Origin of the sequence: Nocardia sp. SYP-A9097, assembly GCF_009649815.1 — a bacterium.
Lineage (GTDB): Bacteria > Actinomycetota > Actinomycetes > Mycobacteriales > Mycobacteriaceae > Nocardia.
The window spans coordinates 81,125-97,706 of the sequence record NZ_WJIC01000016.1; the positions used below are offsets into that span (position 1 = coordinate 81,125).

The 16,582-nt window shown below is 66.8% G+C and carries 13 protein-coding genes; 8 read left to right on the plus strand and 5 right to left on the minus strand.

Annotated features, from left to right (window positions below; genetic code table 11):
* Positions 1-106: 106 nt before the first annotated feature.
* Together GFY24_RS27465 and GFY24_RS27470 are read right to left on the minus strand one after the other, a co-directional pair.
* A complete protein-coding gene (locus GFY24_RS27465) occupies positions 107-1,345 on the minus strand; it encodes a class I adenylate-forming enzyme family protein (RefSeq protein WP_153807992.1) in 1,239 nt (412 codons plus the stop codon).
* A 111-nt stretch (positions 1,346-1,456) separates the two neighbouring features.
* Positions 1,457-2,251: an enoyl-CoA hydratase/isomerase family protein gene (locus tag GFY24_RS27470; RefSeq protein ID WP_153807993.1), complete on the minus strand. Its 795-nt coding sequence runs from the start codon at positions 2,249-2,251 to the stop codon at positions 1,457-1,459.
* A gap of 89 nt (positions 2,252-2,340) precedes the next feature.
* On the opposite strand from GFY24_RS27470, the gene GFY24_RS27475 reads away from it, so the two are divergent.
* Positions 2,341-3,366 (plus strand): glutathione S-transferase C-terminal domain-containing protein, encoded by a 1,026-nt coding sequence (locus GFY24_RS27475; protein ID WP_309231407.1) that lies wholly within the window; start codon positions 2,341-2,343, stop codon positions 3,364-3,366.
* A 6-nt stretch (positions 3,367-3,372) separates the two neighbouring features.
* Here GFY24_RS27475 and GFY24_RS27480 read toward each other — a convergent pair whose 3' ends face one another.
* Both GFY24_RS27480 and GFY24_RS27485 read right to left on the minus strand, forming a co-directional pair.
* The gene (locus tag GFY24_RS27480; RefSeq protein WP_153807995.1) at positions 3,373-3,795 is read right to left on the minus strand and encodes a VOC family protein; all 423 of its coding nucleotides are present in this window, start codon (positions 3,793-3,795) and stop codon (positions 3,373-3,375) included.
* Positions 3,796-3,799: 4 nt separating this feature from the next.
* Positions 3,800-4,639, minus strand: a complete 840-nt coding sequence (locus tag GFY24_RS27485) for a helix-turn-helix domain-containing protein (protein WP_309231408.1) — start codon at positions 4,637-4,639, stop codon at positions 3,800-3,802.
* A 208-nt stretch (positions 4,640-4,847) separates the two neighbouring features.
* On the opposite strand from GFY24_RS27485, the gene GFY24_RS27490 reads away from it, so the two are divergent.
* Genes GFY24_RS27490 through GFY24_RS27500 form a run of 3 tightly spaced genes read left to right on the plus strand, consistent with a single transcriptional unit; the run spans position 4,848 to position 7,337 of the window.
* Positions 4,848-5,564: a hypothetical protein gene (locus GFY24_RS27490; protein WP_153807996.1), complete on the plus strand. Its 717-nt coding sequence runs from the start codon at positions 4,848-4,850 to the stop codon at positions 5,562-5,564.
* The gene (locus tag GFY24_RS27495) at positions 5,561-6,511 is read left to right on the plus strand and encodes an ABC transporter ATP-binding protein (protein WP_309231409.1); all 951 of its coding nucleotides are present in this window, start codon (positions 5,561-5,563) and stop codon (positions 6,509-6,511) included. The genes GFY24_RS27490 and GFY24_RS27495 overlap by 4 nt, the downstream gene beginning before the upstream one ends.
* 34 nt (positions 6,512-6,545) lie before the next feature.
* Entirely contained in the window at positions 6,546-7,337 is a 792-nt protein-coding gene (locus GFY24_RS27500; RefSeq protein ID WP_153807998.1) for an ABC transporter permease, read from the plus strand.
* Between the two features lie 7 nt (positions 7,338-7,344).
* On the opposite strand, the gene GFY24_RS27505 is transcribed toward GFY24_RS27500, so the two are convergent.
* A complete protein-coding gene (locus tag GFY24_RS27505; RefSeq protein WP_153807999.1) occupies positions 7,345-7,875 on the minus strand; it encodes a VOC family protein in 531 nt (176 codons plus the stop codon).
* 141 nt (positions 7,876-8,016) lie between these two features.
* On the opposite strand from GFY24_RS27505, the gene GFY24_RS27510 reads away from it, so the two are divergent.
* The 4 genes from GFY24_RS27510 (at position 8,017) to GFY24_RS27525 (ending at position 16,562) form a co-directional block, all read left to right on the plus strand.
* Entirely contained in the window at positions 8,017-11,868 is a 3,852-nt protein-coding gene (locus GFY24_RS27510) for an ABC transporter ATP-binding protein (protein WP_153808000.1), read from the plus strand.
* Positions 11,869-11,981: 113 nt separating this feature from the next.
* Positions 11,982-15,800, plus strand: coding sequence for a multifunctional oxoglutarate decarboxylase/oxoglutarate dehydrogenase thiamine pyrophosphate-binding subunit/dihydrolipoyllysine-residue succinyltransferase subunit (locus GFY24_RS27515; RefSeq protein WP_153808001.1), 3,819 nt, complete (start codon positions 11,982-11,984; stop codon positions 15,798-15,800).
* A gap of 121 nt (positions 15,801-15,921) precedes the next feature.
* Positions 15,922-16,347, plus strand: a complete 426-nt coding sequence (locus GFY24_RS27520) for an SRPBCC domain-containing protein (protein ID WP_153808002.1) — start codon at positions 15,922-15,924, stop codon at positions 16,345-16,347.
* Positions 16,344-16,562, plus strand: a complete 219-nt coding sequence (locus GFY24_RS27525; protein ID WP_153808003.1) for a hypothetical protein — start codon at positions 16,344-16,346, stop codon at positions 16,560-16,562. The genes GFY24_RS27520 and GFY24_RS27525 overlap by 4 nt, the downstream gene beginning before the upstream one ends.
* The last annotated feature ends 20 nt before the right edge of the window (positions 16,563-16,582 follow it).

The window sequence follows — 16,582 nt, forward strand, 5'->3', positions numbered from 1 at the left end:
ACTCGGCATGCGAGCCGCACTGCTGCCGACCTGCGCGAGTGTGCAGCCAGGGCGGCGAATGGGACGTATCGCCGCCCTGGGTGCACGGTCGGCGGGTGGGTGCGGGTTACTCGGCGGGGGCGCGGCGGACCAGGCCGTCGGGGTCGATGCTGACGTGGTTGCCGGTGTGGAACCAGGGACCGGTGAAGCGGGATTCGGTGGTTTGGGGGTCGTTCCAATAGCGGGGGGCCACGTTCGGGCCGCGGCAGAGGAGTTCACCGAGGCCGGTTTCGGCGCGGGGGCCGAAGAGGGCGAGTTCGGTTCCGCCGAAAGGGAATCCGAGGACGTCGCGGGCGGCGGCGCCATCGTCTCGGGCCAGGCCGATACCGCTGGTTTCGGTGGCGCCCCAGACCGACCACTGGCGGGCCTCGGGGAAGATTTCGCGGAGGGTGATGGCCACCGAATCCGAGGTGGAGTGGTCGGCGGCGGCGAGTTCGGCGCGGTGGCCGGCACTACAGACCTGGCGGACGCGATTCAGGCGCAGGCCCTCGAGTTCGGGCAGCAGGCCCGCAAAGATTCTGGGGGTCGCGGAGACCATGTCTATTCGTTCGGCGACAAGGGTTTTCGCAATGGCCGCCGGATCGGGCGCCAGCACCACGGTGCCGCCGACCGCGAAGGTGGGCAGCAATTGGTCGACACATCCGCTGGCATGGGCCAGCGGCAGCAGCACCAGATTGCGCAGGCCCTCCGACGGCAGCTCCAGCGCGCCGACCACGGAACGGATTGCCGACAAAAGGTTTTCGTTGGTCAGCTCCACGCCGCGCGGCCCGATCTCGGAGCCGGGACTGGTGTAGCAGAGCAGCGCCAGCTCACCCAGTGACGCGCCGTCATCGATGAACGCCGCACCATCGGGCAGCGCCGCACGGTAATTCGCCGCACTGCCACCACCGTCGAGAATGTAGTCGGCGGCGGAATCACGAATCACGCGGTCTGCCACCACATCCGGGAGCCCGTCATGCACCAGCACCGGCACCGCGCCCGAGAGCAGCGCGCCCAGGAACGCCTGCACCCAGCGCGCGCCGACCGGCAGTCTTACTGCGACCCGGTCTCCGTAGCCGATTCCGTGCTCCTGTAATCCACCTGCGATCCGGGAGGCGGAGTACCAGAGCTCCCGATATGTGAGGCGGGGGCCGCCGATCTCGACCACCGCCTCACGCGCGGCAAACGTATGCACCTGAATATCCAGCAGCTCGGTGAGCGCCGGCGTCAGGTTGCCGTAGCGCAGGACACCATCGGCGCCGCGCGCAACAGGGTTGTCGCACCAGGCATTTCGCGAGTGCGGGTATTCGACCAGTAACTGCGACATCCGTCCCTCCGAGCGCCTCGAGCCTGCAGGCACCAGTGACTATATGATGCACATCACATATTTGGGCGGATTGTCGGCAAACGTAGTCGAGACGTCACGGCTTCGAAACGATCAGCGCCCGGTGTAAGTAGCCTTCCCCGGACCGATCTCGAGGAAGCTCTTGACCGCGCCGCGCAGGTCATCGGTGGCGAACAGCGGCCCCGAGACCTGCGGCGTCACCGAGTCTGCATGCGCCACGCCACCGGAACGCCAAGCCCCGACGATCTCCTTGGTCGCGGCGTGCGCGCGTGTCGGGCCGTCGGCCAGCTTGGTCAGCAAAGCGTGCGCGGCCGTGTCGACATCCTCGTGCACGGCATTGACCACACCCCAATCCGCCATGGTCCGCGCGTCGTAGAGATCGGCCGTCATGACGAATTCGCGGGCCCGACCCGAACCGGCGCGCTCGGCCAGCCGCTGCGGGCCACCCATCGACGGGGTCAGACCGACCACAGTCTCGACCAGACCGAATTTGGCCTTGGGCGCGGCCAGAATGATGTCGCAGGCCAGCGCGATCTCGAAGGCCGCGGTCAGGCACAGCGCGTGCGCGGAGAAGATCACCGGGCAGGGCAACGCCTCCAGCGGGTGAATTATGCGCGCGAACAACGCCTGCCACAGCTGCGCGCCCTCGGCCGCCGACAGACCGTCGAAGATATGCACATCCACACCGCCCGAGACGAGCTTGCCCTCGGCCCGCAACAGCACCGCGCGCGGCGGATCGGCGGTCAGATCCTCGACATCGGCGGCGATCGCCTCGAATACCGCGTTGTCGAAGAGATTCAGCGGCGGATTGGCGATGGTGAGGATCGCGGCCTGCGCACCGCCCTCGGTGACGATACGTTCCAGACGGGTGGGCTTGGAGTCGGTCATGAACTGAATGTATGCGCCGTCACTTCACCGGAAAAGACCGGCCTCGGCGACCTCCGGCCACCCGCGCCGCCGTCTGCGAGACTGATCGGGTGACCACCTCGGAATCGGAGAACGGCGCTTACGTGGAGCCCGGCGAGTTCAAGCGGGACACCAACTACATCACCACGCGGATCACCGCGGACGGGCGCGACGGGTATCGGGTCGAACCCGGACGGTATCGCCTGGTCGCGACGCGCGCCTGCCCTTGGGCCAATCGGACGCTCATCGTCCGGCGACTGCTCGGGCTGGAATCGGTGCTGTCGCTGGGGCTATGCGGGCCGACGCACGACAAACGCAGCTGGACCTTCGATCTGGATCCCGGCGAGGTGGATCCGGTGCTGGGGATCCACTTTCTGCGGGACGCGTATCTGGCGCGGTATCCGGACTATCCGCGCGGAATCACGGTGCCCGCGATCGTGGAGGTCGCGACCGGTCAGGTCGTCACCAACGACTACGCCCAGATGACCCTGGATTTCTCCACCGAGTGGACCGAATACCAGCGGGCGGGCGCGCCGCAGCTCTACCCGAAGGATCTGCGCGAAGAGATCGACCTGGTGAACCGGCGGGTCTACACCGAGGTCAACAACGGCGTCTACCGGTGCGGATTCGCGGGCGATCAAACCGCCTACGATGCCGCCTACGACCGGCTCTTCACCGCCCTCGACTGGCTCGAAGAACGGCTCTCCACCCAGCGATATCTGGTGGGAGACACCATTACCGAAGCCGATGTGCGGCTGTTCACCACGTTGGCGCGCTTCGATCCGGTCTATCACGGGCACTTCAAATGCAATCGCCAGAAGCTGGACGAGTTCCCGGTGCTCTGGGCTTATGCCCGCGACCTCTACCAAACGCCGGGGTTCGGTGACACCACCGACTTCACCCAGATCAAAGAGCACTACTACATCGTTCACACGGATATAAACCCCACGCGGATCGTCCCCAAGGGCCCGAATCTGGCCGGCTGGCTGACTCCGCACGGCCGGGAAGCGCTGGGCGGCAATCCCTTCGGCGAGGGCACGCCACCCCCGCCGCCTCCGGTGGCAGAGCGAGTGCCTACCGGCCACCAGCCCGCCTGAAGCAGGTCAGCGGGATTCGCCGCCGTAGGTGCCGAAGCTCCAGTAGACGCCTTCGGGATCGCGGCAGGTGAAACCTCGTGATTCGTAACCGGATTCGTCACGGAGTTCACGGGTTATGTTCGCGCCCACGGCTTTCGCGCGGGCATAGAGGGCGTCCGGCTCGGGGACGACGATGTAGACGGAGCCGACGCCGGGCGGCTGGCACTCCAGGGCCATGCCCTCGCGGACGGAGCCGAGCATGATCGCGCCACCGGCGGGCCAGGCCAATTCGGCGTGGGCGACGATATCGCCGTCGGTGTGGCGGGCGACGGTCTCGAAACCGAAGGCCCGCTCCAGGAAGTCGATCGCGGCCGCGGCGTCGCGGTAGACCAGGGTCGGCCACACGATGACGGTGCCGGTCGCAGCTGCTGATGTTGTCGTTTCGGTCATGAACTCAGCCTCCTACCTCGACGGACTGTTGGTCTTGGACGAATGGGAACTCCTCGCGCTCCCGCCACACCGACGGCGGCAGCCCCGCGAGTTCGCGCCATTCGCGCGCCATATGCGCCTGGTCGTAGTAGCCGGAAAGTACCGCCGCCTCGGCCAGCGACGGCGGTTCGGGCGTACGCAACATTGCGTGTGAACGCTCGAACCGGGCGATTCGAGCCAGATCCTTCGGTGTCACCCCGAATTCGGCGGTGAAGCGACTACCGAGATGCCTTCGGCTCCAACCGATCTCATCGGCCACCGCCGCCACCCGCACCCCCGGATCCGGTCCGGCCAGCAGATCCCAGGCGTGGGTCAGCTCCGCATCCCAAGGCACCGGCCGCACACACCGCAGCAGAATCTCGTCGAGAATCGCGAACCGCCGCGGCCACTCCCCCGTACCCGCGAGCCGCTCCCGCAACTCCCGCGCGGATCCACCGAGAACTTCCGGCAAATCGACCAGCCAGGAGCCCAATGCCGCTGCGGGCACCCCGAACAGCGCCCGGCACCCCTGCGGCGTCAGTGCCAACTGCACCCCGTGCTGATACCCGTGATGCGCGATCACACACGGTCGCGTGGTGAGCCCACTGGCCAACATGTCCCAAGTCCCACCCGGCTGCGCGGGATGCGAGGACACCGGCACCTCGATCGGCTCATCGATCGTGATGATCACCGTCAACGCCGACCCCGGCATCCCCACATGCGTGCCCGGCGTGAAGCCACGCAGTAGATAGCCCTCGTACCCGAGGACGTAGGGGCGCAATCGCGGATCGGGAACTCCGCTCGCGCCTTCCGACACACCTGCCACGAACCCCACGATATGTGTCTTCTTCTACCCCCGTAAGCACTGATTTCGCGACCTTCGGGGTAACTCCTGGGGGACCCCCGAAACCCATCCCCGACCTGACCGCAGCCCCGGTACGAAACTGCCCGGGCACCCGAGCGACCGGCAAAAGTCGCGGGGAGGCGGTATAGAGTTTCGGTCGTAGGACCGCGCGATTTAAAGGGGTATGCCGATGTTCAAGGCCGGGCTCGAGAAGGCGGTCGTCTCGCTGCTCGACAATGGGGCGCAGGTGCAGGCCCCCGCTGTCGCGAAGTATGTGGGGAAGTTGCGCGATGGGCATCCGGGCGAGACACCCGCGCAGATCATTTCCCGGATCGAGAAGATGTATCTGACCGCGGTCACCGGCAGTGGCACCGCCGTCGGCGCGACCGCCGCGGTTCCCGGCGTCGGCACCATGGCCTCGATCGCGGCCATGAGCGCGGAGACCGCGTTCTTCCTGGAGGCTTCCGCCGTCTACACCCTGGCCGTCGCGGCCGTGCACGGTGTCGCCCCCGAGGACAATGACCGCCGCCGCGCCCTGGTGCTGGCAGTGGTCATGGGCGAGAGCGGTATGGAGATCGTGCAGAAGAGCGTCGGCAGCTCCGCCAAGAACTGGGGCACGCTGCTGGCGGGCAAGATTCCCGGAATCAGCGGTATGAACGACACCCTGCTCAAGCGATTCGTCATGCAGTTCCTCGCCAAGCGCAGCGCACTCATGGTCGGCAAGATCATTCCGGCCGGAATCGGCGCGGCCATCGGCGGTTTCGGCAACCGCGCGCTCGGGCACGGCGTGATCGACAACTCGCGCAAGGCATTCGGCGCACCGCCGCAGTTCTGGCCGCAACCGCTGGTCATCGACGCCGATCCGCTGCTCGCCGTGGAATCCGCACCCCGGACCAAGCAGCCGTGAGCCAGGCGCGCCCGCTCGCCTTCACCGCCGCCGGGCTGAGCAAGAGTTTCGACACCGTCACCGCCGTCGACGAGGTGAGTTTCGTGGTACCCGCGGGCAAGGTGGCAGTGCTGGTCGGTCCCCCCGGCGCGGGCAAGACCACCGTGCTGCGGCTGCTGCTGGGCCAGCTCACCCCGACCTCGGGTACCGCGAGCATCGGCGGACCGGGCTCCGGGGCACAGCGCGGACGGCAGGTACTGGGCGCGGTGCAGACCCCGCGCGGCCTGCACCCGGCGCGCACGGTCCGTGAGCAGTTGAGCGTATTCGCAGCCGCCGCAGGCGTTTCCGCCGATCGGGTCGACGAACTGCTGACCTTGACCCGACTGGACGCCCTGGCGGACGAGCGCACCGGCACCCTGCCCGCCGGTGCGCGGACCCGCACCGCCCTGGCCATCGCCCTGCTCGGCAATCCGCCGCTACTGCTGCTGGACGACCCGTTCGACGGACTCGATCAGGCCGAAACCGCCTGGCTCGTCGAGTATCTGCACGCGCATTCCCGCCGCGGCGGCACCGTCCTGCTCACCTCCCGCAGCCTCAGCGCCGCATTGCCGGTGGCCGACGAATTGATCGTGCTGGACCGCGGCAAGATCACCTACCAGGGCAGCCCGTCGCGCCTGCGCCGCAACCATCCCGACCGCCTGCTGGTCCGGGCCTCCAGCCCGATCGCACTGGCGACCACCCTCGCCGCACAGGGCTTCACCGACGCGGTCATGCGCCCCGACGGCCGCCTAGCGGTCGCGGAAGCCTCACTCGCCCAATTGGAATCGGCCGCCTCCCGGGCCCGCGTCCAGCTCACCGAGATCACCCCCGAACACATCCACCCCGACCAGGTCCTGGCCGCGCTCACCCAAACCACCCCCGCGCCTTCCCGGTACCCCGCACCCAACATGTACGGAATGCCGCGTTGATTCGAAGCTCACGCTGTTTACGAGAGGACTTTCGATGATTCTGACCGCTGTGCCGGATTCTGTACTGCGGGCGGCCAATTCGGAGGTTCGGAAGATCACCTCGCTGCGGGTGAATCGGGTCGTGGCCGGAAGCCTCGCCGGGTACGCGGTGGTGGCATTCGCCGTGATGGGGCTGGTGTACAAGGCTGCCGACACGGGGCGGAACGAGTTCATGTTCCTGGCGGGGTGGTCGGCCATCGTGCCGGGACTGGCCTTGCTCGCGGCCGTGGTGCTGGCGGCAGTACTCGGGGCGGTGGCCTCGGGCGACGAGTATCGGCTGCGGTCACTGGGGATCAGCGCACTGTTCACCCCGGATCGGAATGTGCTGTTCGGCGCGAAACTCGGTGTGGTGGCGGCGGTTTCATTCGCCACCGTACTGGGGACGGAATTGCTCGGCGGGGCCGCCTTCGCATTGTTCGGACGTGATCGGGTACAGCTCACCGGAGATATGGTGGCCATCTTCGGCGGTGTCGCGCTGGCCGCGGTGTGCTGGTCGGTGATCGGCGCGGCACTGGGATTCCTGCTGCGCACGCCGGTACAGGCGATCGCGGTCATGGTCGGGGTGGCGATAATCGAGCCGCTGGTGTGGATTACCGCGCGCGCCATCGGATTCGGCGGGTTCGCGACCCTGCTGCCGATCGCCGCCACCGTCGGGACGATAACCAATGGCGCCTACGCCAAGGGCGACTTCATCGCGCCCACCCCGGCCGCCATCGCGGTACTGCTGATCTGGACCGCGGCCTCGGCGGGCACGGCATGGTGGTTCTTCACCCGCCGCGACCTCTGAGACCCGGTCAGCGACCCGCGAACAGGCGACGCCACACCTCGTGATCGGTGCGCGGGCCACCCGGCGTATCCCCGCCGTACTTGGCGATGAGCCCCGGTAGATCCAGCGGCATGGTCGGCGCGGCCATATTCGTGAGCTCCTCCTCGACTGCGGAATCCGGTACCAACCAGCACACTTCGAATTCGATACCGTCCGGATCGGCGGCATACAGCGCCTTGGTGGAGCCGTGATCGGAGGCACCGGTCAGCGCCCCCGCTTTCGTGAGCACCGCACGCATGCGCTGCAACTCGTTCAGTGTGTCGACCTCCCAGGCCAGGTGGTACAGCCCCACCCGCCCGGTGCGATGCGCGATCGACGGGTCCGGCGACTGGAACAGGCCGAGGTCATGATCATTGGCCGAGCCGGCGGCCTGTAGAAACGCCGCCCCCGGGAAACCACCGGGCAGGCGGCGGAAGCCGAGCACCTCTTCGTAGAAGGTCACCGAACGCTCCAGCTCGGCGACGAACAGGACCGCGTGATTGAGACGCTGAATCGGCATGCGTACAAGCGGACCACGCCCCCGCGCCGCGCACAAGCGGAAGTCCTACTTCGCGCACCCGACACACCCTCGACCCCGAGATTGTCGGTGGCCGGGAACAAACTGGGGGTAGGGCCGTCGTTACGGCATCAGGTGAGTGCGATGAAGGTCGGTGAGGCCGGGGTGGAAAAGTCAGGGGTGGAACGAGCGAGCGCCGCGAACGGTCATGGTTGGCTGCGGCGGCTCTGGGAGCGCTGTCGCGAGCATCCATGGCTGCTCGCCGCCATCTCTCTCGCGGTAGTGCTCGGCGCGACGGTGGAGGTCACCGGTCCACTGCTGGCCAAGCGTGCGCTCGACGGCGCGACCGCCGGGAATACCCGAATCATCACGGCCATGGCCGGATTGCTGGCACTGCTGGCAGTGGGCCGCTTCCTCGCCTCCTTCGGACGCCGGATGGCCGCCGGGAAACTCGCCCTCGATGTCCAGCATGAATTGCGCGTTGATCTGCTCTCCGCACTCCAGCGCCTGGACGGCCCCGGGCAGGACGCGCTGCGCACCGGCCAGGTGGTCTCCCGCTCCATCAGCGATCTGACCCTGGTGCAGGGCCTGCTCGCGATGGGCCCGTGGTCCTCGGTGGCCGCACTGCAATTCGTGCTCGCCGCCGCCATCATGCTCTGGCTCTCCCCGCTGCTGGCACTGACCGCGCTGCTGGTGGTTCCGGTGCTCGCGCTGGTCGTCTACCGGGTGCGGCCGAAGCTGTACGCGGCCACCTGGTCGGCGCAGCAGCGCGGCTCGGATCTGGCCCAGCATGTGGAGGAGACCGTCACCGGTGTGCGCGTGGTGAAGGGGTTCGGGCAGGAGGCCCGAATGGTGGATCTGCTGGAGCGGCACGGCAAACGGCTCTTCGCCGAACGCATGCGCGCGGCGCGAATCGATGCCGGATTCGGGCCGACGCTCTCGGCCATTCCGCAGGCCGGACTGGTCGGGGTGATCGCCGCGGGTGGTGTGCTGGCGCTGCACGGTTCGATCGGGCTCGGCACCTTCCTGGCGTTCACCGCCTATGTGGCGACCATGGCCAATGCCACCCGCACCATCTCCATGGTGGTGGTGATGGCGCAGCTCACCCGTGCCGCCGCCGAACGCGTCAACCAGGTCATCGACAGTGCACCGGAGCGGACCGATCCGGCGCATCCGGTGGCGCTGCCCGCGGGGCCGCTCGGTATCGAAATCTCCTCCCTCACTTTCGGATTCGATCCGGATCGACCGATTCTCGACGGCTTCGACCTGACCGTGGCCCCGGGTGAGACGGTCGCGATCATCGGCCCGGCGGGCTCGGGCAAGTCCACGCTGTCACTGCTGCTCCCCCGCTTCTATACACCGAACTCGGGCCGGATCACGCTGTACGGCAAGGACTCGCACGCCGATATCGCGGAGCTGCGGGCCACCGAACTGCGGGCCGCGGTCGGCGTGGTCTTCGATGAGGCGTTCCTGCTGTCGGACACCATCACGGTCAATATCGCGCTGGCTCGACCCGAGGCCACCGAGGCCGAAATCCATACCGCCGCAATCCAAGCCGCCGCCGACGATTTCATTCGCGCGCTGCCCAAGGGCTATGACACCGTGGTCGGCGAGCGTGGCCTCACCCTCTCCGGCGGGCAGCGCCAGCGCATTGCCCTGGCCCGCGCCCTGCTGGCGAATCCCCGCATTCTGATTCTGGACGACGCCACCTCCGCCGTGGACGCCCTCACCGAGGCGGCCATTTTCGCCGCGCTGCCCACGGATTCGTCCCGCACCACACTCATCCTGGCGCACCGCGAATCCACCCTCACACACGCCGACCGCATCATCCGCCTGCCCGCACCCGGCCGCGCACCCGATTCCACACTCACCGAGCAGGAAGGTTCGGCCGCAACACAATTGACCACCGCGGCCACCTCACCCACACCGTCCACGGACACAACCGCCAGCCCCGCGCCCGCTACCGCCGCTACCGCCTCGAGCGCTACCGCCGGGCCCGTTCGGGTGGGCCTGGAGGCCGATCCCGGGCTGGATCCCGATACACCGGCGGAGGTGCGCAAGTCGCTCACCTCGCTCCCGCCCGCGACCGAACAGCCGGGGCTGGACCAGCTGGAATTACGCGCACCGGATCTCGACTTCCGACTGGTCAAGGCCATGCGGCCGGTGCGGCGGCTGGTCATCGCGGCGGTACTGCTGCTCGCGGTGGATGCCATTGTGGGCGTGGCCTTTCCATCGATCGTGCGCTATGCGATCGACTCCGGCGTGACCGAGCACGACGGTGCCGCGCTGACCCTGGCGGTGCTGATCGGCGCGGTGCTGGCGGCCTGCGGCTGGCTGGCCGCCTCCACCGCACTGGTGTGGGGTTCACGCGCGGGTGAACGCGTGCTCTATGGCCTGCGCGTACGCAGTTACGCGCATCTGCAACGACTCGGGCTCGACTATTACGAGCGCGAACTCTCCGGCCGCATCCTCACCCGGATGACCACCGATATCGACGCCCTCTCCACCTTCCTGCAGACCGGCCTGCCCGACGCCCTGGTGAGCGTGCTGATGGTGGCCGGAATCGCGGTGGCGCTCTTGGTGATCGACGCGCAGCTGGCGCTGGTGGTCTTCGTCTCGGTGCCCGCGCTGCTGGTGGCCACCTGGCTCTTCCGCCGCGCCTCCGATGCGGCGTACACCGAATCCCGCGAACACTCGGCCACCGTGAACGCGGACTTCGCCGAGAATGTGGCGGGATTGCGTGTGGTGCAGGCGAATCGGCATGAGCGCACCGCGTCGGAGCGGTTCACCGGCTACTCGCATCGCTATCGGATCAGCCGCATGCGGGCGCAACGGGCCATCTCCCTGTTCTTCGCCTTCGTCGGCGCGTGGGCCGATCTGGCGCTGGCCGCGGTGGTGTTCATGGGTGCGCGGGCGGTCGCCGACGGCGTCACCACGGCGGGCACCCTGGTGGCCTTCGTGCTGTATCTGGAGTTGCTGTTCGGCCCGATCTATCAGCTCTCGCAGCTCTTCGACGGTTATCAGCAGGCGCGTGTCGGCCTGCGGCGGATTCGGGAGCTGCTGCGGACACCGTCCTCCATCGCCCCGGATCCCGCCGAAGCGGCGGTCATCGACGGCCACCTGCGCGGTGAGGTGGTCTTCGACAAAGTGCGATTCAGCTATCCGGGCACCGATACCCCCGCCCTGGACGGTGTCAGCCTGCGTATCCCGGCGGGCACCAGCCTGGCCCTGGTCGGCGCGACCGGCGCGGGTAAATCGACCATTGTGAAGCTGCTGGCCCGGCTCTACGACATGCCCTATGACGGAAATCACGATCACGAACGCACCGAATTACCCGATCCGATAGCGGATCACTATGAGCCGCACCGGATTGCCACCGAAAACGGCACCATCAGCGTGGATGGCATCGATATCCGCGACTACCGCCTCACCGACTACCGATCGCGGCTGGGAGTTGTTCCACAGGAAGCTCACTTATTCACCGGAGACATCGCCAGCAACATTGCATTCGGCAAACCTTTTGCGAATGCTGCGGAGATCGAGACGGCCGCCGCCGCGGTCGGCGCACTCGACACCATCAATGCCCTACCGCTGCGAATGCACCAGCCGGTGGGCGAACGCGGCCGCGGACTCTCGGCCGGGCAACGGCAGCTCATCGCACTGGCTCGCGCCGAACTGGTGCGACCGGATCTGCTGCTACTCGATGAGGCGACCGCCGTCCTGGATCCAGCCGCCGAGGCATCGGTGCTGGTAGCAAGCGAATCGGTGACGCGCGGCCGAACCGCGGTGATTGTCGCGCACCGCTTGGCGACCGCCGCGCAGGCCGATCTGATCGCCGTTGTCGCACAGGGCAGGATCGCCGAAATCGGCACCCATGAAGAACTGCTCTCGACACTCGGCGCGTACTCCCACCTCTGGGCTGCGGCACAGGCTACCGAAGGAATATTCTCAGCCGAGGACGAGTCGTCACTAAGGAATGTGTCCGCTCGGTGGTAGTCCATGCCCGTGGGCGAACAGGGGTGGGCATATCCTCAGTGGGGGCGCGTCGGCGCGCATCCGCCGATTACCCGTGCCGGGCACGTCACAAACGTCGCAGCGCGAAGAACGAAATGAGGCGAACACCTGCTGTGAGCAGCTCAACAGACCAGTTCGGACAGAACCAGTGGCTTGTCGACGAGATGTACCAGAAGTACAAGCAAGACCCGTCGTCGGTCGATGAGAGCTGGCACGAGTTCCTCGCCGATTACTCGCCGGAGACCTCCGGCGATACCGGCAACAGCGGCCGGCCGGCCACCCCCGCCCCGGCTGCCGCGGCTCCTGTCCCCGCGGCCCCCACCGCGCCGACGGTGGCGCCATCCACCAACAGCACGCCGACCTCGGTCGCGAACAACGCGGTTGCCGCGAACCCCGCGCCCGCAGCGCTCGTGAATTCCGCGCCCGCCCCGGCCCCCACTCAGGTGCGTGCCCCGCAGACGACTCCGGCCCCGGCCTCCAACGCCGCCCCCACCACGGGTGCGCCGAAGGCCGCGACGACCGATGAGGCCAAGATTCTGCGTGGCGCCGCGGCCGCGGTCGTCAAGAACATGTCGGCGTCGCTGGTCATCCCGACCGCCACCAGTGTGCGGGCCATCCCCGCCAAGCTGATGATCGACAACCGGCTGGTCATCAACAACCATCTCGCGCGTACCCGCGGTGGCAAGATCTCCTTCACCCACCTGCTGGGTTACGCGATCGTGCAGGGCATCAAGTCCTTCCCGAACATGAACCGGCACTTCGCCGAAATCGACGGCAAGCCGAACTCGGTCACCCCGGCGCACACCAATCTGGGCCTGGCCATCGATCTGCCCGGCAAGGACGGCAACCGCACCCTGGCTGTCGCGGCCATCAAGAACACCGAGGGCATGACCTTCGCGCAGTTCCACACCGCGTACGAGGACGTCGTGCGCCGGGCTCGCGTCGGCAAGCTGACCGCCGAAGACATGACCGGTGTCACCATCTCGCTGACCAACCCGGGCACCATCGGCACCAATCACTCGGTGCCGCGGCTGATGCCGGGTCAGGGCGCGATCATCGGCGCGGGCGCCATGGAGTACCCGGCCGAGTTCCAGGGCATGGGCGATGAGCAGCTGGCCGATATCGGCATCGGCAAGCTCATGACGCTGACCTCCACCTACGACCACCGCATCATTCAGGGCGCGGAGTCCGGCGACTTCCTGCGGACCGTGCACAACCTGCTGATCTCGGACGAGTTCTACGACGAGATCTTCCACGGCATGGGTGTCCCCTACGAGCCGGTGCGCTGGCGCAAGGACATCAAGGAACGCGGTATCGACAAGTCGACCCGCGTCCAGGAGATGATCACCGCGTACCGCAACCGCGGTCACCTCATGGCCGATACCGACCCACTTCGGTTGGTGCACGACAAGTTCCGCTCGCATCCGGACCTGGATGTCACCCAGCACGGCCTGACCCTGTGGGATCTGGATCGCGAATTCAATGTCGCGGGCTTCCACGGCCAGGAGCGCATGAAGCTGCGCGACGTGCTGTCGATTCTGCGTGATGCCTACTGCCGCCACGTGGGTGTCGAGTACACCCACATTCTGGATCCCGAACAGCTGCACTGGATTCAGGAGCGCGTCGAGCAGAAGCATGAGAAGCCTTCTGTCGCCGAGCAGAAGTACATCATGTCCCGGCTCAACGCGGCCGAGGCGTTCGAGACCTTCCTGGCGACCAAATACGTTGGCCAGAAGCGCTTCTCGCTCGAGGGCGCGGAGTCCGTCATTCCGATGATGGACGGTGTCATCGACCAGTGCGCCGAGTACGCGCTCGACGAGGTCGTCATCGGTATGCCGCACCGCGGTCGCCTGAATGTGCTGGCGAACATCGTCGGCAAGCCGTACTCGAAGATCTTCACCGAGTTCGAGGGCAATATGAACCCGGCCGCCACGCACGGCTCGGGCGATGTGAAGTACCACCTGGGCGCGCGCGGCACCTACATCCAGATGTTCGGCGACAACGACATCGAGGTGTCGCTGACGGCCAACCCGTCGCACCTCGAGGCCGTCGACCCGGTGCTGGAGGGTCTGGTTCGCGCCAAGCAGGATCTGCTCACCAAGGAAGACCTCGTCACCAAGGGTGAAGAGGCGCGCAGCTTCTCCGTCGTGCCGCTCATGCTGCACGGTGACGCGGCGTTCGCGGGTCAGGGTGTTGTCGCCGAGACACTGAACCTTTCGGGTCTGCGCGGCTACCGCACCGGTGGCACCGTGCACATTGTGGTGAACAACCAGATCGGCTTCACCACCGCGCCGGAGTACTCGCGCTCCACCGAATACTCCACGGACATCGCGAAGTTCATCGGTGCGCCGGTGTTCCACGTGAACGGTGATGACCCGGAAGCCTGTGTGTGGGTTGCGAAGCTGGCTGTCGATTACCGCCAGCGGTTCAACCGCGACGTGGTCATCGACATGATCTGCTACCGCCGTCGCGGCCACAATGAGGGCGACGACCCGTCGATGACGCAGCCGAACATGTACGACGCCATCGATACCAAGCGTTCGGTGCGTAAGGCGTACACCGAAAGCCTCATCGGCCGTGGCGATATCTCCATGAAGGAAGCCGAAGACGCCCTGCGCGATTACCAGGGACAGTTGGAGCGGATCTTCAACGAGGTGCGCGAGCTGGAGAAGTACGTTCCGGAGCCGTCCGAATCGGTCGAGGACGAGCAGCAGATGCCGACCACGCTGGTCACCGCGGTCGACAAGACCGTGCTGCAGCGCATCGGCGACGCGTTCGTGAACGCGCCCGAGGGCTTCAATGTGCATCCGCGCGTCAAGCCGGTCATGGAGAAGCGCCGCGAGATGGCGTACGAGGGCAAGATCGACTGGGCCATGGGCGAATTGCTGGCCTTCGGCTCGCTGGTCGACGAGGGTAAGGCCGTTCGCCTGACCGGTCAGGACTCGCGTCGCGGCACCTTCTCGCAGCGGCACTCGGTCATCATCGACCGCAAGACCGGTGGCGAGTACACCCCGCTGCACAACATCGGGTCGAAGAATCCGGGCTGGTTCGCGGTGCACGATTCGGCGCTGTCCGAATACGCCGCTGTCGGTTTCGAATACGGGTACTCCCTCGGCAACACGGACGCACTTGTGTTGTGGGAGGCGCAGTTCGGTGACTTCGTCAACGGCGCGCAGACCATCATCGACGAGTTCATCTCCTCCGGTGAAGCCAAGTGGGGTCAGCTCTCCGAGGTCGTGCTGCTGCTGCCGCACGGTCACGAGGGTCAGGGTCCGGACCACACCTCCGGTCGTATCGAGCGGTTCCTGCAGCTGTGCGCCGAGGGTTCGATGACGGTGGCCGTGCCTTCGACCCCGTCGAACTACTTCCACCTGCTGCGCCGCCACGCGCTCGACGGCATCCGCCGTCCGCTGGTGGTCTTCACCCCGAAGTCCATGCTGCGCAACAAGGCCGTGGTCTCCGAGGTCGAGGACTTCACCGACAACAAGTTCCGTTCGGTGCTCGAGGAGCCCACCTACGAGAGCGGCGACGGTGATCGTTCGAAGGTCAAGCGCGTGCTGCTGACCTCCGGCAAGATCTACTACGAGCTGGTCGCGGAGAAGAACAAGAACAAGCGCGACGATGTCGCCATCGTGCGCGTCGAGCAGCTCTACCCGATCCCGAAGTTCCGCCTGAACGAGGCGCTGGAGGGCTACCCCGGCGCCACCGATCTGGTGTGGGTCCAGGAGGAACCGGCCAACCAGGGTGCCTGGCCGTTCTTCGGCCTGAACCTGCCGGAGATCCTCCCGGCTCGCTTCGCCAAGCTGCGTCGCATCTCGCGTCGCGCCATGTCGGCCCCGTCCTCGGGTTCGTCGAAGGTGCACGCGGTGGAGCAGGCCGAGATCATCGGCGAGGCATTCGCGCCGACCGTCTAGGTCAACCGTTTCAAGGCTCCGGGCCGGATTCCCTCACGGGAGTCCGGCCCGGCGTCGTTTGTCCCCTAGGTGGCGTATCGAGTCCCGTTCGCGCGAATGTGGCGCTCCTAGTCTCATTTTCATGAGATCGATCAGTACCGAGATACAGATAGACGCACCGCCGGAGCAGGTGTGGACGGTCTTCAGCGACTTCGCCGCATACGGGGAATGGAACCCCTTCATCCGGGAGGCCGCGGGGACCCTTGCCGTCGGCGAGCGACTGAATTTGAAGCTGTACCCGGTGAGCGGACGGCCCATGACGTTCACACCGCGCGTGCTGGTGGCCGAGCCCGGCCGGGCGGTCATCTGGAAGGGCATTGTGCTGGTGCCCGGGCTCTTCGACGGCACCCATAAGTTCACGCTCGAATCGCGGGACGGCGGAACACGTTTCGTACAGGCCGAGGATTTCGGCGGGTTGCTGACCCCATTCCTGGGCAGCACCATCACCGGCACGATCAAGAGTTTCGAGCTGCTGAACGCGGCCCTGAAGAAGCGAGTGGAACAGTGACCACGATCCAGCCTTCCATCAATGCGACCGTTCTGAAGAGCCTGCTGCACAACGGAATCGTGCATCGCGCGCTCGCGCTGGCGGTGGCGACCATCATTCTGATCGCCGTGCACCACCCGACCTGGGTGCCGTACGCGGTGAGCCTGTACGCCATCTGGAACGCCGTCGCCGTGACGCTCAATGCGGCAAAGGCCGCCGCCGCGAATGCGCGATGAAGGTCGCGGTGGCGCGCGGT

Coding starts and splice junctions, on each gene's coding strand:
- GFY24_RS27490 (WP_153807996.1), top strand. CDS start 4,848: ATGTTCAAGGCCGGGCTCGAGAAGGCGGTCGTCTCGCTGCTCGACAAT.
- GFY24_RS27470 (WP_153807993.1), bottom strand. CDS start 2,251: ATGACCGACTCCAAGCCCACCCGTCTGGAACGTATCGTCACCGAGGGC.
- GFY24_RS27505 (WP_153807999.1), bottom strand. CDS start 7,875: ATGCCGATTCAGCGTCTCAATCACGCGGTCCTGTTCGTCGCCGAGCTG.
- GFY24_RS27465 (WP_153807992.1), bottom strand. CDS start 1,345: ATGTCGCAGTTACTGGTCGAATACCCGCACTCGCGAAATGCCTGGTGC.
- GFY24_RS27510 (WP_153808000.1), top strand. CDS start 8,017: ATGAAGGTCGGTGAGGCCGGGGTGGAAAAGTCAGGGGTGGAACGAGCG.
- GFY24_RS27520 (WP_153808002.1), top strand. CDS start 15,922: ATGAGATCGATCAGTACCGAGATACAGATAGACGCACCGCCGGAGCAG.
- GFY24_RS27500 (WP_153807998.1), top strand. CDS start 6,546: ATGATTCTGACCGCTGTGCCGGATTCTGTACTGCGGGCGGCCAATTCG.
- GFY24_RS27480 (WP_153807995.1), bottom strand. CDS start 3,795: ATGACCGAAACGACAACATCAGCAGCTGCGACCGGCACCGTCATCGTG.
- GFY24_RS27515 (WP_153808001.1), top strand. CDS start 11,982: ATGAGGCGAACACCTGCTGTGAGCAGCTCAACAGACCAGTTCGGACAG.